The 21,097-nt window shown below is 58.2% G+C and carries 17 protein-coding genes; 10 read left to right on the top strand and 7 right to left on the bottom strand.

The features are described from left to right. Together RRF56_RS04675 and RRF56_RS04670 are read left to right on the top strand one after the other, a co-directional pair. A complete protein-coding gene (locus tag RRF56_RS04675) occupies nt 1–1,428 on the top strand; it encodes an MFS transporter (protein WP_317036466.1) in 1,428 nt (475 codons plus the stop codon). Between the two features lie 232 nt (nt 1,429–1,660). Continuing rightward, nucleotides 1,661–2,245 carry a fasciclin domain-containing protein gene (locus tag RRF56_RS04670; protein WP_317036465.1) on the top strand — a complete coding sequence of 195 codons (585 nt, stop codon included), beginning with the start codon at nt 1,661–1,663 and terminating at the stop codon, nt 2,243–2,245. 99 nt (nt 2,246–2,344) lie between these two features. Here RRF56_RS04670 and plsY read toward each other — a convergent pair whose 3' ends face one another. Together plsY and RRF56_RS04660 are read right to left on the bottom strand one after the other, a co-directional pair. Beyond that, a complete protein-coding gene (plsY, locus tag RRF56_RS04665; RefSeq protein WP_317036464.1) occupies nt 2,345–2,992 on the bottom strand; it encodes a glycerol-3-phosphate 1-O-acyltransferase PlsY in 648 nt (215 codons plus the stop codon). Between the two features lie 226 nt (nt 2,993–3,218). Continuing rightward, entirely contained in the window at nt 3,219–3,536 is a 318-nt protein-coding gene (locus RRF56_RS04660; RefSeq protein ID WP_317036463.1) for a hypothetical protein, read from the bottom strand. A 297-nt stretch (nt 3,537–3,833) separates the two neighbouring features. Here RRF56_RS04660 and RRF56_RS04655 point away from each other — a divergent pair, with 297 nt between their 5' ends. Then, entirely contained in the window at nt 3,834–4,904 is a 1,071-nt protein-coding gene (locus tag RRF56_RS04655) for a D-alanine--D-alanine ligase family protein (RefSeq protein WP_317036462.1), read from the top strand. A gap of 8 nt (nt 4,905–4,912) precedes the next feature. On the opposite strand, the gene RRF56_RS04650 is transcribed toward RRF56_RS04655, so the two are convergent. Together RRF56_RS04650 and RRF56_RS04645 are read right to left on the bottom strand one after the other, a co-directional pair. Beyond that, nucleotides 4,913–5,323, bottom strand: a complete 411-nt coding sequence (locus RRF56_RS04650) for a tellurite resistance TerB family protein (protein ID WP_317036461.1) — start codon at nt 5,321–5,323, stop codon at nt 4,913–4,915. 513 nt (nt 5,324–5,836) lie between these two features. Beyond that, nucleotides 5,837–7,342 (bottom strand): S10 family serine carboxypeptidase-like protein, encoded by a 1,506-nt coding sequence (locus tag RRF56_RS04645; protein WP_317036460.1) that lies wholly within the window; start codon nt 7,340–7,342, stop codon nt 5,837–5,839. 240 nt (nt 7,343–7,582) lie between these two features. On the opposite strand from RRF56_RS04645, the gene RRF56_RS04640 reads away from it, so the two are divergent. The 3 genes from RRF56_RS04640 to RRF56_RS04630 all read left to right on the top strand — a co-directional run bounded on the left by RRF56_RS04640 (nt 7,583) and on the right by RRF56_RS04630 (nt 9,111). Further along, nucleotides 7,583–8,059, top strand: coding sequence for a DUF411 domain-containing protein (locus RRF56_RS04640; protein ID WP_317036459.1), 477 nt, complete (start codon nt 7,583–7,585; stop codon nt 8,057–8,059). Between the two features lie 79 nt (nt 8,060–8,138). Further along, nucleotides 8,139–8,747, top strand: coding sequence for a 2OG-Fe(II) oxygenase (locus RRF56_RS04635; protein WP_317036458.1), 609 nt, complete (start codon nt 8,139–8,141; stop codon nt 8,745–8,747). Between the two features lie 115 nt (nt 8,748–8,862). Then, a complete protein-coding gene (locus tag RRF56_RS04630; RefSeq protein WP_317036457.1) occupies nt 8,863–9,111 on the top strand; it encodes a hypothetical protein in 249 nt (82 codons plus the stop codon). Between the two features lie 22 nt (nt 9,112–9,133). Here RRF56_RS04630 and RRF56_RS04625 read toward each other — a convergent pair whose 3' ends face one another. Then, nucleotides 9,134–10,735 (bottom strand): NAD(P)/FAD-dependent oxidoreductase, encoded by a 1,602-nt coding sequence (locus RRF56_RS04625; RefSeq protein ID WP_317036456.1) that lies wholly within the window; start codon nt 10,733–10,735, stop codon nt 9,134–9,136. A 443-nt stretch (nt 10,736–11,178) separates the two neighbouring features. Here RRF56_RS04625 and RRF56_RS04620 point away from each other — a divergent pair, with 443 nt between their 5' ends. Beyond that, on the top strand, nt 11,179–12,408 hold the full coding sequence (locus RRF56_RS04620; protein WP_317036455.1) for a sodium:proton antiporter: 1,230 nt from the start codon (nt 11,179–11,181) through the stop codon (nt 12,406–12,408). 206 nt (nt 12,409–12,614) lie between these two features. Here the strand turns inward: RRF56_RS04620 and RRF56_RS04615 are convergent, their stop codons facing one another. Next, on the bottom strand, nt 12,615–16,604 hold the full coding sequence (locus RRF56_RS04615; RefSeq protein ID WP_317036454.1) for a PAS domain S-box protein: 3,990 nt from the start codon (nt 16,602–16,604) through the stop codon (nt 12,615–12,617). A gap of 419 nt (nt 16,605–17,023) precedes the next feature. Between RRF56_RS04615 and RRF56_RS04610 the strand changes: the two genes are divergently transcribed. Continuing rightward, complete coding sequence (locus RRF56_RS04610; protein ID WP_317036453.1) at nt 17,024–17,608, top strand: DUF1176 domain-containing protein; 585 nt, start codon at nt 17,024–17,026, stop codon at nt 17,606–17,608. Between the two features lie 153 nt (nt 17,609–17,761). On the opposite strand, the gene RRF56_RS04605 is transcribed toward RRF56_RS04610, so the two are convergent. After that, complete coding sequence (locus RRF56_RS04605) at nt 17,762–18,508, bottom strand: methyltransferase domain-containing protein (RefSeq protein WP_317036452.1); 747 nt, start codon at nt 18,506–18,508, stop codon at nt 17,762–17,764. Nucleotides 18,509–18,641: 133 nt separating this feature from the next. On the opposite strand from RRF56_RS04605, the gene RRF56_RS04600 reads away from it, so the two are divergent. Continuing rightward, entirely contained in the window at nt 18,642–20,285 is a 1,644-nt protein-coding gene (locus RRF56_RS04600) for an ArnT family glycosyltransferase (protein WP_317036451.1), read from the top strand. Between the two features lie 361 nt (nt 20,286–20,646). Continuing rightward, entirely contained in the window at nt 20,647–21,024 is a 378-nt protein-coding gene (locus RRF56_RS04595) for a hypothetical protein (RefSeq protein ID WP_317036450.1), read from the top strand. The last annotated feature ends 73 nt before the right edge of the window (nt 21,025–21,097 follow it).

The following is a 21,097-nucleotide window of genomic DNA, read 5'->3' as shown; positions in this document are numbered from 1 at the left end:
TTGTCTAAGCTACCGCCGCTGCCGTTTTCGGTAAAAGTGTTCTACGGCGTAGGTGAGCTGGCGGCGGCGGTGCCGGCCAGCCTGTCTGCGTTTTTTGTGCTGTATTTTTTTACTACGGTGGCGGGGTTAAGCCCGGCTCTGGCGGGGGCAGTGCTGCTGTTTGGCCGCTTTTGGGATGCGATTAATGATCCGTTAATTGGCTGGCTGAGCGATCGCACCGTGTCGCCGTGGGGCCGCCGCTACCCCTGGATGCTGGGGGGGGTGATTCCGCTGGCGATCTCGTCGGTGCTGCTGTGGACGGTGCCGCCCTTTGCCAGTCAGTGGGGCATTTTTGCCTACTATATTGTGCTGTCGCTCTTTGCCTTTGCCGCCTTTACTACCGTGCAGTTGCCTTATACGGCCCTGGCGGCAGAACTGGCCGACGACTACGACGAGCGCACCGATCTGATCGGCATGAAGTCGGCCTTTAGCATTGGCGGCAGCATTGTGGCGCTGCTGATGGCCCAGGCGGTATTTGCCCGAGTGGCCGACCCGGCCCGCCAGTACATTATTTTGGGGGCGCTGTCGGCGAGTTTGGCGGTGGTGATTATTGGCCTGTGCGTGGCGGGCACCTACCGCCGCTACTGGCAGGTGCAGGCTGGACGGCCTCGGCTGGCTACCGACACCCAGAGCCCAGCCCTGCTGCCCCAGCTGCGCAGCGTGTTTAGCAACTCGGCCTTTCGCCAGGTTTTGGGCCTCTATCTCTGCGGCTGGATGAGTGTGCAGGTGACCGCCGCCATGCTGCCCTACTTTGTCGGGGCCTGGATGGGGTTGCCCGCCACCCACTTTGCCCAGATGGCGCTGGCTGTGCAGGGTACTGCGATCGCCATGCTCTGGGGCTGGGACTGGGTGGCCAAGCGCACCGGTAAGCGTACCGTGTTTCTGATGGGGGCTCCCCTGGCGGCTTTGGCCCTGGGCGGGTTGGCCACGGTGCAGCCGGGGCAGGTGGTCTGGATGTATAGTCTCGGCGTGATTGCCGGGATTGGGGTGGCCACGTTGTATATGGTGCCCTTTGCCATGCTGCCCGACGTGGTTGACCTAGACGAACTCAACACCGGCCTGCGGCGGGAGGGGCTGTACTTTAGCGCCCTGGTGTTCTTGCAAAAGCTGGGGCTGGCGATCGCTCTGTTTATCTCGGGGCAGGTGCTGGGCTGGACTGGCTATGTCGCCAACGCCGACAGTCAGCCTGCCGCTGCGCTCAACGCCATCCGTCTATTGATTGGTCCGCTGCCCGCACTGCTGCTAGTAGTAGGGCTGTGGTTTTGCTACCGTTACCCGATTAGCCGCGATCGCCACCAGCAGATCTTGCTAGCTCTGCAAACCCAGCGCCAGCAGCGGATAGCCGCCGAAGCGGGGCCAGAGTTAGACAGCACCGCTTCAGACCTGTGAGGCTGGTTGTCAGAAACTGTGCGACACCCCTCCCTCCACCCTAGGGTAGATTGTTGCCCCCTGCGGGAACAAGCGGGTTCTAACTTTGGGGGGAGGGACGCTTTAGGCGCGATCGTTAAGGTACGTTAAGTGCTCTTGCGGGGTGACTCCCGACTTAGTTTTGTACTTTGCACCCTGGTGCATGCAGTTTCGAGTGTAAGGACTATTCCCGATGATTAATAAGCGTTCGTCCATGGCTAAGCGTTGGGCTGTTGGGTTTGCCAGCGTTGGTGCTGCGGCTCTGCTAGCAGCCTGCGGTACCGACACCACCGACACCACCGCCGGTACTACGCCTGCTCAGGATTCAGCCACGACCGAAGCGCCTGCTGCTGGCTACGAGACCGCTGGTGACGGCAACAGTGTTCTTGACGTGGCTGCCAGCGAAAGCGACTTTAGCACCCTAGTCGAGGCTGTTGAGGCTGCCGGGCTGACCGAAGCCCTGGCCACCAGTGGCCCGATTACTCTGTTTGCGCCCACCAACGCCGCCTTTGACGCGCTACCCGACGGTACCCTAGACCAGCTGCTGCTGCCTGAGAACCAAGACGTGCTGCGCCAAGTCTTGACCTACCACGTAGTCGATGGGGAAGTGCCTGCCTCTGCGGTGACCACTGGGGATGTACCCAGTGCTTCGGGTGAAACTATTGCCCTGCAAGTTGACGACGCTACGGGCGATGTGATGGTCAACCAGGCCATGGTGACTGAAGCCGACATTCAAGCTAGCAACGGCATCATCCACGCCATTGACCAGGTGATTTTACCCCCCGGCTTGGCGCTCTAGGCCTGACTCGGCTCTGAGAGTTTTTCGACACCTTCGGAATTCCTGACTTCTCTTAAACCTCCAGAGCTTAGCCCTGGAGGTTTTTTTGTGGCTTAGCCCCTAGCTGAGGTTAGAGGGCTGCTGCCCAAGGCGGGGTTCGGTGCCGGCCAGCATGCGATCGATGTTGCTGCGGTGGCGCAGAATTACATAGACCGCGCCCAGGGTGCCCAACACGGCGTAGGGCAGCGGCTGGCCGGTGACTACCATCAGCACTACGGTGGCGATCGCGGCCGCGATCGACCCCAAAGACACCATGCGGCTAAGGGCTAGGGTAATTGCAAAGGCTGCCGCTGCCCCTAGGGCTACCGGCCAGGCCAGGCCGATTAAGACTCCCAGCCCCGAGGCAGCCGACTTACCGCCGGTAAAGTTAATCCAGACCGATTTGCTGTGGCCCACCAGGGCCATGAGGCCAGCCAGCATGGTGAGCCAGGGTTGCCATGCTGCCGCCTCGGGGAGTAGGGCGGCGAACGTCGGCCACACGGCGGCCACTAACAGCACCGCCAGTAGCCCCTTGAGCAGATCGATCGCCAGCACGGCGATCGCCGCCCCTTTGCCGACCGTTCTCAGCACGTTGGTGGCCCCGGTGCCTCCCGACCCGTGCTGGCGAATGTCGATGCCTTTGAGCCACTTGGCTACCAAATAACCAGTGGGAATGGAACCTAAGAGGTAAGCTGCCACCAGCAGCAGCACAATTGCTAATACCGCCAACGCCCTATGTCCTTAACTACGGTGAGAGATAAATGAGGTGAAATGGGTGATGCAAATAGTTTGGTGCAAACGGAGGGTATGCAACCGACCGACAAGCGATCGCCCCAGCTTGTCATGCCTAGGGCGATCGCTTGTCGGTATCTAGTTGCTATATCTAGTCTAGGAGGATTGGGGCCTCAGGTTAGCAAAGACGTTAGCAATCCTCACCTAGCTATGGAGACCAGCCCTAGGCCTTTTCGTGCAAATTTTCGTTGGCCATGTCGCTGTTGGCGGCGCAGAGGCGATCAATCACCTGCTCGGCCGTGATCAGCCGTTTGAGCACCACCTGCCCAATGGGGCTACCGATTTCATTTTCGGGTTTAACCTCGACCATTAGCACGGTCTCTTCGACCTGATAGAGCCAAAGGGTTTCGCCCTGTTCTTGAATCGACAGATTTAGGCGACGCATGTGGGGCTTGCGCTGCCAGCCGATCTCATTCCACAGACCACCAAACTCCCACACTCGGCCTGTCACCCAACCGTCAGAAAGAAAAAAGTATTTCACCGCTCACTCTGCCACACCTTGTATCAATGGCATTATGCACTGTGATGACCGATCGACCGCAGCCCTGGACCATTTAATTCTTCCCGGAGCAAACCTAGCGACCCAAAAAATAAATAACTGTCCGGATGGTTAGCTTCCTCAACGTATTAAGGAAAGGTAGATGCACCCTGATTGTTAAGCCTTGAGATACCTGGAGGGATCTCAAGGCTTTTTTTTGCGCCGGGATGGCTTGGGCCATGGGGCAGGCGATCGCTTCTGTGATACCTTATCCGCAATTGGCGCGAAGGTAGGCAAGCTATGGCAACCGTAACGGTAGGGTTAGTGTTTGGCGGCTGTTCGGGGGAGCATGAGGTGTCGATTTGTTCGGCGATGGCGATCGCCCGCGCCCTGGCCAGCGGCACCAACGCCGACAAGTACACTGTGCTGCCCGTCTACATTCGCAAAGATGGTGTTTGGCAGGCCGGGGCTGAGGCGGCAGCGGTGTTGGCCGCCGGAGTGCCCCCCCAGGCCACGACCCCAGCCGCAACGCCTCGCCTGCGCCTGCCCCAGTTTGACCAGGTCGATGCGATCGACATTTGGTTTCCGGTACTCCACGGCCCCAACGGTGAAGATGGTACGGTGCAGGGCCTGTTTACCCTAATGCAGCAGCCCTTTGTTGGCTCTGGGGTGCTGGGCTCGGCAGTCGGCATGGACAAAATTGCCATGAAAACGGCCTTTGCCCAGGCCGGTCTGCCCCAGGTCAAGTACCTGGCCGTAGATCGGGCTGAGGTGTGGTCAAACCCCTGCGTATTTCCAAAATTGTGCGATCGCATCGAAACCGAGCTGGGCTACCCCTGCTTTGTCAAACCTGCCAACCTGGGTTCGTCGGTGGGCATTGCTAAGGCTACCAGCCGCAAAGAACTCGAAGCGGCCCTCGACAGCGCCGCCAGCTACGATCGCCGCATCATTGTCGAAACTGGGGTGGTGGCCCGCGAAGTTGAGTGCGCCGTGCTGGGCAACCACAATCCCCAAGCCTCTCTGGTGGGCGAAATTACCTTTCAGAGCAGCTTCTACGACTACGAGACCAAATACACCAGCGGCCAGTCTCAGCACACCATCCCGGCCCAGGTGCCCGAGGCGATCGCCCAGCGCATTCAGTCGATGGCGGTAACGGCCTTTCAGGCGGTAGATGCCACCGGCATCTCTCGGGTAGATTTTTTCTACGTGGAGGCCACCGGGGAGGTGCTGATCAACGAGATCAATACGTTCCCCGGCTTCACCGCCACCAGCATGTACCCCATGATGTGGGAGGCCAGCGGGGTTTCCTTTGAGGCGTTAGTAGACAGGCTGATTCAGCTGGGGTTTGAGCGGGCTGAGGCGGCAACTTAGGGTGCCATCTAACCGCGATTTTTGATCGTCATGACCTGCACTATCTGCTGGGCCAGGGCACTGGGAATATCTAGAATGCGGTAGAGGTCTTCTAAAAAGGCCTGCTCTTGGGGGGTGACGGTGCGATCGGAGAGCACCAGATCGGTGGCGATCGCAAAGGCTGTCTCTCGCAAATCTTGGGGCAGGGCGGCCTTGGCCTCGTTGACTAGCACCCCTGGCCCCTCTTGCTTGAGGCGGTTGAGCACCAAATTAAACAGACGCTGGAGGGCATCGGCGGAGTAGCTGCTAAACAGCGCCATGCGCGACAGCAACATAGTCATGTCTTGCCCTTCCTGGTGGGCCAGGTAGCCATCGGCGGCGATCGCCACCATGGCGATACTGGCTAGGGCTTCGGCTGGCTCCATGGGTAATTTGGTCATGGTAGTGTTTCCCTTCGACTTAGCGTTTGCCCCTCTATGCCCTATTTTTGCTTCAAAGTCGCTACGGTGCAATCGAGTCATGGGGCGGCGCTACTATGTATTGAATTAATTGGGGTATTGGCATCAGTTAAATTGCTGAACTTTGTGATCAATCTCACCGCCGCACGTGACAAATTGGCTAGGTTTCCGGGAACCTTCCAGCAATACTGAGGTTGACTCAACTTTAGCCGAGTCATCTACAGGGAACACACAACCAAACCGACAAGCCCGCCAGGGTCTGTCGGTTTTTTTTGGCAACTTCCATAGTTAATAGGCAATCTCACCCACAAAACCCTGATTTGAAACCGATACCTCGTGGGGGCATTGCCCCTACAAATCGAGGGTATACAGATAGGATTGGGTATAAGCGGGTTAAGGAGACTTTTGGAAAACTTTCTCCCTAATGGTGGGCACCGCCCACCATTAGGGAGCTAAATTCGGTTTGATGACTGCAAGTGTTCAGCCGAGGGATGTCTATTTGCCCATTGCCTGGTGATAAAACCTCTGCATGTTGTCAAACCACTGTCGCCGCGACTCCTCCCAGGTATAGAACATGTGGCCCCCCTGAAAATGGCGCAAAGTGAGGTTGGGGCGCAGCTCATCGTTGAGGTTCATCAAATCCTTCAGGTGCTCTGAGGAAAAATAGGGCGTTACCAGGTCGTAGATGCCGTGGGTAATGTAGACCTGGAGGTAGGGGTTGAGGGCCATGCCCACCCGCAGGTCATCCACAGAGCCAGCAAAGCCCTGGCGGTAGTCGCTCTCGGGCAAAAACTCCCAGGCTTTGAACACCTCAAAGCTGAGCAAGTTGTAGGTAAGGCTGGTATCGACCCCCAGGGTAGAGCGCAGATGGCTGTTGATCGCGCCGGTAAACATGCGATCGATCCCCTCCAGGGTGGGGTCGGTGCCTTCGCTCAGCAGGCGATCGGGGAAGGGGTCAATGGCGGTGACTGAGCCATCGTAGAGGCCCAAAATTCGCTGTTGTTCTCTCAGCAGCTCGCGGGCAAATATAGTAATGTCGATGCGGCCCCGGTGGCGCTGTACGATCTCAGGCGCGAGGCCAATTAGGGCAGCCAGTTCGCCAAACACGCGTTGCTGGTCTTCGGCGGGGGCTGTGCTGCCCAGGGCCAGCAGAGGAATTAAAGTCTTGCGGGCAAAGTCGGCGGCTTTAGCCCCGTGGGCGGCGGGGCTGTCGGTAGTGTTGACCCGCCCGTGGTAAGCTGCCGTCGCGGCCATCGACGGAATCACCGTTGCCCAGCCGCTGAGGCTGTAGTCATTGCCCTCCAGCAGCATAAATTCCATCACTGGTGAAATCAGAATGGCCCCACACAGACCCACGCCGTAGTCTTGCTGAAGCTTGCGACAGAGTTTAGCCACCCGAAACCCGCCGTAGCTTTCGCCAGCAATGAATACGGGCGACAGCCAGCGGTGGTGGGCTGACAGGTAGGTCTGAATAAATTCGCCCAGGCTATTGAGGTCGCGATCGACCGCCCAGAATTTTTTGGCTTTTTCGTCGGGCTTGTCGTCTGATTTGTCAGCCTCTTTGTCGGCCTTGGCCGATTTTTCGTCAGACGCATCGGCTTTTTCACCCTCCTTGGGCAAGGTGCGGCTGAAGCCAGTACCCAGGGGATCGATAAACACCAGGTCGCTAAAGCTGAGCCAGCTCTCGGCGTTGTCGGCCACTTGCACCGGGGGGCGAGGCAGGCTGCCGTCGGGGTTAAACACTACCCGCCGTGGCCCCAGAGCGCCCATGTGCAAGTAGGCCGAGGCCGCCCCAGGACCACCGTTGAACACAAAGGTAATGGGGCGCTTGGCCGGGTCTTGCTCGGCAATGGTGTAGGCCACATGGAATAGCTCAGCCACCGGCTTATCGTTTTCGTAAAGGGTTTGCCACTGGGCGGAGGCGGTGTAGGGGTGACTGCCTTGGGGGGTGGTCAGTAGGTGCTCAGTGGTGTTGCCCTGACGTTGAAATGAATCTGCCATGGAAGTAAAGCCGAGATGAAGACTCCCTTGTTATAGCGCGGAGTTATCCGGCGGAGACCGTCGCTTGAGACGACCAGCACCACGCGTTCCCCTGCAGATCGGCTTGCCCCAGGGCCGGGTGAGGCCCCTTTGGTGAGCTGGCGCTGAGCCTGCGATCGCTCAATGATGACGACCGTAGCGATGGGCTAAGCTAGTACTCTTCAGACCCTTAATTCAGGCGACTTAGGTGGGGAGAGCAATGTGGTAAGGACTTGGCGTGGCTGGCTGACTCGATTGCTAACAGTGGCGCTGGTGGGGGCGATCGCGCTTTTGCTGTGGCCAAGCAGCCCGGCCCTAGCGGCAGAGTCAGCGCTGACGGTGTACCGTAGCCCCAGCTGTCGCTGCTGCGGTCACTGGGTCGAGCACATGGAAGCAGCTGGGTTTGAGGTGCAGTCGATCGTCACCGACGACATGGCGGTGATCAAAGCCCAGTACGGTGTACCGGAGGAGTTGGCCTCTTGCCACACGGCCATCTTAGAGAACTACCGGATTGAAGGCCATGTGCCAGCGGCAGACGTGCAGCGCTTGCTCCGGGAGCGCCCCGACATTCTCGGCATTGCCGCCCCCGGCATGCCCGTGGGCGCACCGGGGATGGAAATGGGCAACCGGGTAGACCCCTACACCGTGGTTACCTTTGCCGCCGACACTCCGCCCACCCCCTTTGCCGAACATCCCTGAGCAATCTAGATTCAGATCCGAAACCAGATAAGACCGAAAAACCTGTGACTTCGATGCTCGCCGCTGGCGATCGCCAGCCATGACCTACTACCGCTGCCAGCCCGACGCCTTTGCCCAACCCTACCTGCACAACCTGCGGGGGGCAATTCAGGCCTGCCGCTACTTTGCCACCAATAATCTCAACCGTGATTTTGTGGGTACCAAAGGGTTCTCGGTCGTGTTTACCCCAGCGGGGCGGGCCGAGGTCGATCGCCAGTTTCCCTTGTTTAAGCCCTACCTCGACCGGGCGTTGCTGCCCGACTGCAACGCCTTTTATCTCAACCCGCTGCTGCTGAAGCAGGGGTCACGGGTTGATCCCCATATCGATCGATCGCTCAGGTCGTACTGCAAAACCATTGACCCGCCTCAGCAGGTGAGCGTGCTCTACGTGCAGGTGCCCGCCGACTTGGACAGCGGCGAACTGGTGTTGCAGCGAGGGCGGCAGCGAGTGGCGCAGATCAAACCCCAAGCGGGCATGCTGCTGCACTTTCAGGGTGATCTGACCCACTCGGTCAACGCCATGGCCAGTGGCGGCAACCGCCTCAGCCTGGTGTGTGAACAGTACGCCCTTGAGGCGGCGGCCCTCGACGATATTCCCGAGTTTTTGATCGAGTCGCGGGCGGTGGCCTCGGCCAAACCCAAGCGTTAGGGTGCAGGTCAATGGCGGCTGGAGCCGGTCTAAGCTGGGCAAAAACCACCTATTTCTCGGCCATAGCACCCATTTAAGGTCAGAATCAGTACAGTGGATGTCGTTGAGCGAACCTATGAGTTTGATCCAGGAAATATTTCTCGAAACCGACTGGGAAGAAGTGGAACAGGCCGAGGCCGCCTGCACCGAACGGGCTACCGAACTGAGGGCTGAGGGGCACACCTGCACCTGCACCACCCTCTACCGCATCACCGATGGGCGGCGGGTCTTTTTGCTAGAGGCTCAGCACCCCGATACGCTAGAGCCTGAGCACCGCCCCTCTCGCCGCAAGCCTCCCTCACGGCGTTCTACCCCCAGAACCTAAGTGCCGCCTCTCGATGCCCACCTCACCCGTTAACTAAGCTCAGGGCGACGGCCTCCGCCACCCGAATGCCGTCGATGCCCGCCGACAAAATGCCCCCCGCATAGCCTGCCCCCTCGCCCGCCGGGTAGAGCCCAGCGGTATTGAGGCTCTCAAAGCGGTCGTTGCGCTTGATGCGAATGGGCGACGAGGTGCGGGTTTCGATGCCGGTGAGCACCGCGTCGGCCATCGCAAATCCACGAATTTTGTGATCAAAGGCGGGAATGGCTTCGCGTAGAGCGGCGATCGCATAGTCGGGCAAACTCGCGCTCAAATCCCCCAGCTTTACCCCCGGCTTGTAGGAGGGCGTCACCTGGCCAAAGGCGGTAGACGGACGGTTCGCCAAAAAGTCGCCCACTAACTGCCCCGGTGCCTCGTAAGTGCCGCCCCCCAGGGCAAAGGCCCGTTCTTCGATCTGCCGCTGGAGGGCAATGCCCCCTAACGGCCCCGGTGGGTAGTCTTCAGGGGTAATGCCAACCACGATCGCACTATTGGCGTTGGATTCATCGCGGGCGTATTCGCTCATACCGTTGGTCACTAGCCGCCCTGGCTCGGAGGCTGCCGCCACCACCTTGCCGCCGGGGCACATGCAGAAGCTATAGACCGATCGCCCATTTTCGCAGTGGTGCACCAGCTTATAGTCGGCGGCCCCCAGTCGGGGGTGCCCGGCCTGGTCACCCAGACGGCAGCGATCGATCAGCGATTGGGGATGCTCGACCCGAAAGCCGATGGAAAAGGGCTTGGCCTCAAGGTAGACCCCTCGCTCGTGCAGCATCTGAAACGTGTCGCGGGCGCTGTGGCCCACCGCCAGCACCACATGGTCGCTGGCCAGGTAGTCGCCATTCTCTAGCCGCACGCCGCGCACCTGGCCCTGGTCGATGTCCAGATCGACCACCCGCGTTTGAAAGCGGATCTCGCCGCCCAAGGCTTCGATATTCGCGCGCATGGTCTGCACGATTTTGACCAGGCGGTAGGTGCCAATGTGGGGCTTATTGATATAGAGAATTTCGGGGTTGGCCCCAGCATTCACCAACTCGGTGAGCACCTTGTGGCCATAGTGCTGAGGGTCGCTCACCTGGCTGTAGAGCTTGCCGTCGGAGAAGGTGCCCGCGCCACCTTCGCCAAACTGCGCGTTTGACTCGGGGTTGAGAGTTTTCTTCAGCCAAAAGCCAAAGGTGTCAACGCTGCGATCGCGCACCGACTTACCTCGCTCTAGAATAATCGGCCTAAACCCCATTTGCGCTAGCATCAACCCCGCAAACATGCCGCAAGGCCCCATGCCAATCACAATCGGGCGGTGCTCAAACCCTTCGGGAGCGTGGGCCACCGGGCGGTAGGTTGTATCGGGCGTGGGCACCACGGTGGCGTCTTGCCTAAACCGCTTGAGCAGGGCTTTTTCCTTGGGCGTGTCTACATCCACAATGTAGACCAGGGTGATGTTGCCTTTTTTGCGGGCATCGTAGCTGCGCTTAACGATAGTGAAGCCGCTCAGGTCTGCCGCTGCTAGATGCAGCTTTTTAAGAATTGCCTTTTCTAGGGCAGCTTCAGGGTGGTCGAGGGGCAGTTTGATTTGGCTAAGGCGCAGCATAGGGTAGGGTGAGGCCAGGGCTCAAGGGGCACAGACGATCAATCATGACATATGGGCCTGCCCGATGGGCTGAGGGCTTACCCTGCCGGTAGACCGTCCCCCAGCGGCGATCGCACTGAGGTCGCCGCCGTAAATCACCTTGCGATTTACGGCGGCTGGGCAAAGATCTACCGGAAGTGGCTGTTAAGCCCTAAGGCTAGCTTTTAGAGTGAAGAAACGAAGATTTATGGGTCTTATACCAAATCCGATTTGGTAAACCCCGGTTCATAGTCAGGAACCTCGTAGGGGCGTAGCATGCTACGTCCCTACAAATCGGGGGTATTCATTCAGGATTCAGTATTAGACCAAGCCCATGTTGAGCACTTATAGTCTTGCCTCTCACCCCGTCGGGCTGCACTTAAATCGGGGTTTTTGCACTTAAATTAATTGGGTACTCAACACCTGTGGATATTTATATTCTCGATCTGCTGGTAATTGGCATATTGCTACTGGCGGTAACTCTGGGATCTGGGTGGATCGAAAAGTTGCCCCTATCCTACGCCTTGATTTATTTGATTGTGGGGGTTTTGCTCAGCCCCTACGGTTTTAATCTGGTGCAGGTGCGGCCCGATACTGAGCTTTTAGAACGCTTGACAGAGTTTGTGGTCTTAGTTTCTCTGTTTAGCTGTGGCCTTAAAATGAACCGCCCGCTCAATGCCTTAGCCTGGAACTCTACCATTCGATTGATTGGCTTTTTGATGCCGATTTCCATTTTTGCGATCGCGGCCATCGGCCATTTCTTCTTAGCTCTAGACTGGGGAGCCAGCATTTTGCTAGGGGCAATTTTGGCCCCCACCGACCCGGTTTTAGCCTCTGAAGTGCAGCTCGACGACCCCCAAGACTACAACGAATTGCGCTTTGGACTTACCTCCGAGGGTGGCCTCAACGATGCCCTGGCTTTTCCGTTTGTCTACTTTGGGCTGCACTGGATAGAAAACGACAACTGGCAAAGCTGGTTTGGGCAATGGGTGGCCGTCGATCTGATCTGGGCGATCGCGGCTGGTTTGGTGGTGGGCATTGGTGTAGCCCGAGGCATTTGCTGGCTAGAGCAGCATTTTGCCAAACACCACACCGTTGACGAGCTCATGGAAGACTTTGTCGGCCTCAGCACCATTTTGATCAGCTATGCTCTGGCTGAGCTAGCGCACGGCTACGGGTTTTTAGCGGTGTTTGTTGCCGGGGTGGTGATGTATCGCCAGGGTCTTAGCCCAGAGCAATCAGCCTCCCGGCTGCGGTTTATGGAGCGACTCGAAAAACTGACCGAAGTCGGCACTATCTTACTGCTAGGGTCGCTGCTGCGCATTGAGCCCATCCTGCGGTTCGCGGCTCCAGCGTTGCTGATTGCCGGTTCACTGCTGTTTGTAATTCGTCCGCTGGGAGCCTGGGTGAGCACCCTGGGGTCGTCGCTCCACCCCTCCACCCGGTGGTTCTTTGGCTGGTTTGGCATTCGCGGTGTGGGGTCGCTCTACTACTTAACCTATGCCCTGGGGCAGGGGCTTGAGGGCGAGACGGGAGAACTGATCGCCTGGGTTACCTTTATAACCGTGGCCATTTCGGTCACGCTGCACGGTATTAGCTCAACCCCGTTGCTGAATTGGTATGAGCACCATGTTGAAAACAGTAACGCCCGCTAACGGCACTATACCGAATGCGAATTCCATACCCCCGATACCCAAAAGGCCAATCTGTAGGGGTGCACCGCTGTGCGACTGGCTGAACCAGGGGTATAGCTGTAGCCAGTCTGGTTAAGACATTTTCCCTAAAAACGTTTGAACATTCGAACGTTTCTAAGGTATCTGGATGTCCTAACCCAAGTGACTATGGTTATATCTAATGTAATTCAGGCTAGGTCAGCCACAGCCCTGAGCAGCTGATCGGGTTCAATCGGCTTGGAGAGATGCTTTTGAAAGCCATAGTCTAGGGCGCGTTGCTGATCGTCTGCTCGGGCATAGGCGGTGACGGCGATCGCCGGTATTTGTCCCCCTTGCTCCGTGGGCAAGCGGCGAATCTGCTGGATCAGCGTATAGCCATCCATATCGGGCATGCCAATATCACACACCAGCACATCGGGCCTCCAGCGGGTGAGCTGGGGTAAGGCCGCCGAGGCCCCGGCCTCGGCTCTGACCTCCGCGCCATACTGTTCGAGCAGGGTGACGAGCAAGTCGCGGGTGTCGGGGCTGTCGTCAACGGTGAGCACCTTAATGCCGCTCAGATCAATGGTCCTAGGAGCATTCGGGGCCACTAGCGGTCCCTGGGCAGAGTCTTCCATTAGCGGTAGCTGGAGGGTAAAGGTGGCCCCGAGCCCCTCGCCTGGGCTGCTGGCAACAATGTTGCCGCCGTGGGCTTCGACCAGATATTTAACAATCGAGAGGCCCAGGCCCAGACCGCCGTACTGGCGAGTAATCGACACATCTTCCTGGCGAAAGGAGTCAAATAGCTGCGGCAAAAACCCTGGACTGATACCTTTGCCGGTATCGGTAATGGTGATCTGGGCACAGTAGTCGACCGGTTCTAGCTGAATGTCGATCTGTCCCCCCTGGGGGGTGAACTTGACCGCATTCGACAGCAAATTCCAAATGATCTGCTGTAGGCGAACGCTGTCGCCCCGCACCAGACAGTCCTCGTTGAGGGTAGTCTTTAACCGAATGGCCTTGGCCTGAATCGCGGTTCTTACCACGTCGATGGCCGCTTCGATCACCGAGGCAAGATTGATCGAGCGATCGCTGATTTCGAGCTTCCCTCGCAGAATTTTGGCCACATCTAACAGGTCGTCGATCAACTCTGCCTGAAGTTTGGCATTGCGCTCGATAGTAGCCAAGGCCCGATTGGTTTTGGCCTCGTCGAGGGTTTTAGTCTGGAGCAGCTTAGCCCAGCCTAAAATTGGGTTGAGGGGCGATCGCAACTCGTGGGACAGAATCGCCAAAAACTCATCCTTAGTGCGATTGGCCCGCTCTGCCTGTTGCCGAGCGGCCTGTTCGCGTTCTAGCAACTGTTTGCGCTCGGTGACATCGCTTGCCGCCCCAAACCATTCCACAATCTCGTTGTACTCATTTAGCAGCGGCACAGCCCGCGACAGCGTCCACCCCACGGTGCCATCTGTCCGCTTGATCCGGTGTTCTAACTCAAAGGAGCATTTAGCGCGAATCGCGTGGTCAATGGCCGCCATCACCTGGGGCTGGTCATCAGCAGGAACCCACTGCTCCAGCCAGGTTCGCTGGGACTGGTCAGGGACGGCCAAAAAATCTTGACCGTCGAGGGTGCATCGCTTGCTCCAGTCGGCACTCATCTTGTACAGCGTATCGGAACTGGTGGTGACCAGTAGCCGAAACTGGGCTTCGCTGTTGCTCAAGCGCGTCTCAGCCCGTGCCCGCGCCACGGCGGCCCAGGTGCGTTCTGCCGTCTCTTGAATGAAGGCAATTTCTAAAGGAGTCCAATCGCGGGGTGACGACTGCCCAACATTGAAGACCGCCACCAGGCGGCGGCGCTTGACCAGGGGCACACTGGCCAGGGCGGCCAACCCCAACTGGTGGAGCCGGGCGCGCTCCTGAGAAGGCAAGACTGCTGCATTGGCAATGTCAGGCAAAACCAGCAGCTGGCCGGTGTTGAGCAACGTATGGGTAGCGGGGAAATCTGCAAACTGGTATGCCCCCACCAGGGAATTTTCACCGGCTTGTTGATAGGTATCTTGCACAATGCCTGAGCCAGCGTCTTCGTTGTACTCGTAGTAATAGACTTGACTGGCGTTCAACGCTTCTCCCAACAGTCGACAAGCCGTCGCCTGCACGCTAATGGGGTCGCTCAGCACTCGTAGGGCATCGAATAGGGTGACGCGAAAGGCATCGAGTTGGGCAGAGCGATGCAGCTGCTCAGCGGTCTGCTTGGTCTCAGTAATATCGTTGAAGAGAACGGCGACCCGCCGCTCGTAGGGCTTGCCAATGCGGAAGGCATTGACGTCAAACCACCGCCCCATCGACTCGGCATAATCTTCAAACCGGGTGGGTTCTCCTGTGAGGGCTACCTGACCGTAGGTGTCAAACCAAAACGGCTCTATATTGGGCACCAGCTCGCGAACAGATTTACCCAAGGCATTGCTCAACCCAGTCTGGTGCTCAAAGGCGGGGTTAATTTCGACATAGCGATAGTCGATCGCCTGTTGCTGCTCATCAAAGATGACTTCCAAAATACAAAAACCTTCGTCCATAGAGTTGAACAGCGATCGATATTTAGCTTCTGACGTGCGTAGGGCCGCCTCGGCTAGCTTCAGATCGTGAATATCGACTAAAGTGCCAAACCATCGCCGAATTTCGCCTCCCTGGGGATCGCGATAGGGCTCGGCCTGCACCAAAAACCAGCGATAGAAGCCCGCCGCCGATCGCAGCCGGTGTTCAACCCGAAACAACTCCCCGGTCTGAAGTGCTTGATTGAAGGCGTCCAGGGTCAGGGGCACATCGTCAGGATGCACAAAACTGACTAGAGCTTCCACTGCGGTGGTTGGTTCGTAGGCCGCGCCCGTGTAGGCACTCCACTGCTGATTGACAAACTCAACCTGCCCACGGTGGTCGGTAATCCAAATGATTTCTGGCACGGTGTTAGCCGTCAGCCGAAACCGTTCTTCACTGGCTTGCAGCGCCGCTTCATCGCGTTTGCGATCGGTAATGTTGCGGGTCGAACCTACCACGGCCTGAACGACCCCCGCTGGTTCGATCAGGGGCATAAAAATATACTCGTAAATGCCACCGACGCCCGTGGGGCTGGTATAGGCTGTTTCATCTTTGACGATCTCAGCGGTGGCAAACACCCGCTCAATCTCCGCCTGATGTTTGGCCGCTAGCATCTCGGGGTAATGGAGGTCGTAGAAGTTCTTGCCGACGACATCGGCTAGGGTGAGGCCCCACAAGTCGAGCAAAGGTTGGTTGGCAAAAACAAAGCGGCCCTCGCGGTCAAACAGGTAAACAAAGTCGCTAATAGTTGACAGCATGGCTTCGAACCGGTGGGATTGCTCTTCTAGAAGGTGGTGGCTTTCGTTGAGGGCGACTTCCGATTGTTTGAGCGCGCTAATGTCTACGGCGGTGCCATAGCTGACCTGCTGATCGATGTCCCACTGGCAGCGCCACAGCAGCCAACGATAGGTGCCGTCTTTGTGGCGATAGCGGTTTTCAAAGGCCAACACTTCACGGCCCGCCAGCAGACGTTCTGCCTCAATCACCGAGAGTTGTATGTCGTCGGGGTGCAGAAACTCCACCCAGGGACGAGCCGTCATTTCGGCCGGTGTCCAGCCCAAAATACGCTCAAAGGTAGGGCTTACCCAGTGAAAATAGCCGTCGCGGCCTGCGATCGCCTCTAGATCTGACCCTACCGCCAAAAACCGGTCTCGCTTATAGTGCTCTTGCTCGTAATACTCGGGCTCGCTCGGTTGATCAGCCGCCTCCGGTGCCGGTCGCAGCGCCTGCCGGAGTTGGTCAGCCGTAAACTGGCCTCTGACGAGATAATCGGTCGCTCCCGCCTTGATGGCCGCCATGGCTAGGTAGGCGTCGTTGCTGTCGATGGCAATCAGGGGTGGGCACTGGTCGCCCAGCTGGGTGTTGATGTGGCGAATCAACTCCAGACCTCGGCGATCGGGGGCATAGCACTCGACTAAAATGCCCTCTACTACTTGAGTCTGACAATGCTCTAGGATGGGGCCATCGTAAGACTCGCTCACCACCCCAGCGGTCATCCCCGCTAACTGCAAGAGCGATTCGTAGTGTTCGCCTTCGCCATTAACCCGATTGACAATGAGAATGATGCCAGGGTAATTGGTCGTCCCTTGCAGACTATCGGAATTTGCCATAATCAACATTGCTGACCCCGGCGATCGCAGGTAAGACTGCTCGCATCCGGGCTGAGCTGTCCATAGAGCAATGTTTGCCTAAAGGGGCCACCGAACCAAGGATGACTGATCTGAGGCTGATGTCGAATCGTAGAGCAGGAAGACTGCCTGAACAGCATGGGCTCAGCCGTTGATAACGTTAGCTTTGGCTCAAACTCTAAGGCCTCTTAACTCCCAATCAATCCATCTATAGCAGTACTTTAGAACCGTTTTTGCTGTGCAGGAGGAGGGTTTAGCAAGGCAAGCGTGGGCCTTTAAGGACAGTTCTGGTTTCGTCTACAAAGCCTGGCCCAAAAGTCAGGGTCGTAGGATGATGGCAAAATAATGGCTAGCCCACCAGAGGCGGCCCCAACTGGCGATCGCACCCCGGAGATCTACCCGTGAACCACACCCAGCGCCTGACCCTTGCGACCTTGGCTATGTTTGCGATCGCCGCCTGCAATGCCCCGGCCCCCCCCGCCCCCGCCGAGCCCGAGTCGGGCCAACTGCCCGCCGATGAGGTGATCTTTCAGACCGTCTACGACCAGGTCGAAAGCCTCGATTTGTGCGACGGCTTCTTTCAGCCCGAGGTCACCCAAGCCGAGTCTCAGGTCTATGCCCTGGGCGATTGGGCCTTGGTCGAACTGGTCTGCGCCCAAGCGGCCTACCAGCTGGTCTATGCCTACGTCGCCTACCAGGCCGATGGCTCGTGGCAACCGCTGAGCCTAGACGGCTTCGCCCCCGACGAAACTGGAGCCTTTGGGCGCACCAGCGAAACCACCGTGGGAGGATTGGCTACCTTTGATCCTGAGCCGGGGGTCTTGACCATCTTTAGCAAGGCGCGCGGCCTAGGAGACTGTGGCTCTCTCGCCGACTATCGCTGGTCTGAGGGCAGGCTAGAGCTAGAAACCTTTCGCTATCAAGCATGCAGCGCCACCGCAGAGGAGTTTGTCGAACCCGGCGACTATCCGCAGATTTACCCCTAATACCAAATGGTGATGGTTACCCCAGCCTGGGCGACTCGCTGGGCATTGATGTCGTTTGCCCTCGTCATCGTTGGGTTTGCCCAGGTCATAGAAGGCGGGCCAATAGCCTTTGGCCATCACACAGTCTTACCCTCACCCATTGGCGATCAGGGGCTAGACGGGCTTCTCTAGAACGACCAGCAGGCGGGTAGCCAAGATCCAGGGGACATGGTTACAGAGGCGATCGATCGCCGCCATCAGCGGCATCCAATCGTTGGGATACAGCTGGGGTTTGGAGTAACCACCCGAGGCCACATAGGAAATTGCCGCATAGCGCTGGGTTTTGATCAGGTGAAAACCTTGCAGATCGAACTTTAGATGTGCTCGAAGAAAAATTCGGCTGGCGTTGCCCTGGGCAGCATAGTAGTCGAGCTGATTGGCTTGCCAGGCTGGGGGAGCCTGCCACTCAATCGCCTGGTTCAGCGCCAGCGGCTCGGGATGCAGTACGCCGTAGACCAATAGCCCGAGCAGGCTGACGCAGGGTTCAAACAAAATTACTCGCCCGCCGGGGGCCAGCACCCGCCAAAATTCTTGCAGAGCAGTGCCAGGGTAGCGCAGGTGATGAAACACATCAAAGAGAATCAGGTTGGCCAGGCTATCTGCGGCAAAGGAGAGCGCGTAGGCATTTTCCACTCGATCAATCCAGGGGTTCGGAAAAATGTCAGTGCGGATACAGCCCGGAATCACCCGTTGAATGTCGGCTACGCCCGAGCCCAGTTCGACAGTGGGCTGGGAAATCGGGGCCAGGTGGGCAGCGATCGCCCGGTGGAAGGTCTGGTAGATGGCCCTGAGGGCTGGCTTTTGCTGCCAAGCCTCAGCATTCTTGAGCATTTCTTGATTGTGCCGATCGATGCTTGCCAACCCTATATCTCCCTCTGAGCTGTAGCCTGGGCCTAATTTTAGGCAGTCATTGCCGCTGGCGAAACCGCTGGGGCAGCCCCTGGCCCCGACTCACCCGTCCATAGTATGGGATATGGGAGGATGGGGGTTAACGTTGTCCAGCCTATCTATGCGATCGCTCCCCAACCCCCCAACCCAGCGGTTTAGCGCCACCTTGAGTAAATCGGCGCTGGCCCCCTACCTGGTGCTCAGCCTGTGGGTGGGTCTGCTGCTGCTGCTGCGCAGCCCCTTGCAAAGCCTGATGCCCCACGATGAGGGGTGGTATGCCCAGCAGGCCCGGTGGATCGTGACGACGGGGGATTGGGTTACTCAACAGTGGTGGGGCGAACCGATACACGATCGCATGATGGGCATTCAGTGGCTGATTGCAGCCTCCTACAAGCTGTTTGGGGTCAGTGAATGGGCGGCGCGACTGCCCGGCGCGATCGCCTGCTGGGGGGCGGTGATGCTCACCTACCGCATTGGGCGGCAGTGCCTGACGGCATCGATTGGGTTTTGGGGGGCCGCCATTCTTGCCGCCACCCCGATCTGGATGCAGGCCTCGCGGTTGGCCATTCAAGATGTGCCCCTGACCGCTCTCGAACTGCTGGGCATTTGGGCTTTGCTGCAAGCCGAAGCCAGCCCCCGCCGGCGCTTTGGCTGGGGGCTGCTGGCGGGCACCACCGTGGGCCTGGGCTTTATGCTCAAGAGCATTATGGTAATTCCGGTGGTGGCAGCCCTGGTGCCCTACCTGGTGTTAGACCATCGCCGCCACCGTCATTTGCTTAACCCCGGCCTCTATCTAGGCTTGGGGTTGGGTCTGGTACCGGCGATCGCCTGGCTAGCCCTCAGTGTTCAGCGCTACGGTTCCCTCCCCCTAGAGCGCACCTTTGGTCTGTTGCTCAACCTCGCCCAGGAAGCGTTTCACGACGCTGGGCCTTTGTATTATTTCTGGAATATTCCAGCCAATGCTTTTCCCTGGCCATTTTTGGCGGTGCCGGGGGTGTGGCTGGGGTGGCGATCGCCCTACCGGCGCAAGGGGCTGTGGCTGGGCTATCCCCTAGTGCTATTTGGGCTGCTGACCCTGTTTAAAACCCGCACCTGGTACTATCCCCTGCAACTGCTGCCCTTTGTCGCTCTGCTGGCCGCCTTGACCCTAACCACCCTGGGGCAGAGCTATGCTGCGCGCCCTCAGCCCCAGTGGGTTAAGGGGTTGAGCCTAGGTTTGGGTGGCCTGGGCGCGGTGCTCGTAGGGGCTGCTGGGGTGGCCCTGCTATGGCCCCAAAGGTTTCCCTTAGATCACCTCAGCAGCTATGCCCTGTTAGCCCTGGCTGGGGGGTTGGGCTGGCTGGTGCCCCTGGGGGTCTACTGGCGCGATCGCCGCACTGATCAGCGCCATCCGGCCCGCTGGCAGGGGGGCTGGCTACTGGGGCCGTGGGGGGTAATTGCTATGCTCTATGCCACCGGGCTGTGGGGCAACTACAACCCCGATGTCAAACTGGCGATGATCACGCCACCGCTGCAAGCGATTGTGGCAGAACACCCCATTAATGCGGTGTTTCGCTCGGTCAGCGGAGCCGATGAAGATGCGGTGCTGCTCACGTTTTACACCCCCCAGCCCGGCGTCGCGACCGACGACTGGCGCACGCTGCCCTCTGGCAGCTACGCCTGGGTAGCCTCGATCGATTTGGCCGAGCTGCCTGCCGACACGGCCCGCCTGGGGCAGGTGCGCGGCTGGGTGTTGGTGCAACTGCCTTAGCCTGCATGGTTTATAACCCTAGGGCAATGCCCATTATTCCCGCGAAAACGGGCATCTATGCAAAGCAACCCACTCCTGGCTAGAGTCCCGTCCTACGCTTTCGCGGGAATGACTCTACGCAGCAATGACTCTACGCAGCAATGACGGCCTTTAACGTCTGTTCTCGAGAATAATTCGGGCTAGAGCACTCCCCTAGAGCACCTAAGGACAATTTTTCTAAAGCTAATTGTAAATACTCTGTAGAGATTGGTCATTTTAGGGTTCTATTCGCTGCTTTTGAGGGAAATTTAGCTCTATAGCCTCAGAGCGATAGGTGACATCTTGCTCTGGCGCACACCTTGATCAATTGGAGAGACACACTATGGCGCATGAACGGGCTCAGTATGGAGTAAAGCTGGCGGCAGCCATGACCCTAGGGGCGATCGCGATCGCCAGCACAGCACCTTTGGCCCAGGCCCAATCTCGAGTAGATTGGCTGAGCAGTGGTGAAGAGATTGTCTACGACGGCTACCTGCTAGCCGATGAAGTGGTCCATGCCATCTGCGACGACGACTGCTACGACCTAGACATGTTTCTCTACGATGCTGTCTCTGGCGAACTCGTGGCGTCAGACACTTTAGACGATGCTATTCCTGTAGTCGTCGCCCCCTACGAGGGCGAGTTTTTAATTCAGCTGGTGATGGTGGGCTGTAGCATAGAGCCCTGCGAAATCTGGACCGACTCCGACGCTGGGTTTTAACCTCACGAGCTAGTAGTCTGCCAAGCCAGAGGTAATAGGCTATAGGGTTCAAGGTGTCAGATGTCGGGTCTGC

It is taken from the genome of Nodosilinea sp. E11, assembly GCF_032813545.1.
Classification (GTDB): domain Bacteria; phylum Cyanobacteriota; class Cyanobacteriia; order Phormidesmidales; family Phormidesmidaceae; genus Nodosilinea.
Note: the sequence above shows the minus strand (reverse complement) of the source record. Positions and strands in the feature narration are given on the sequence as shown.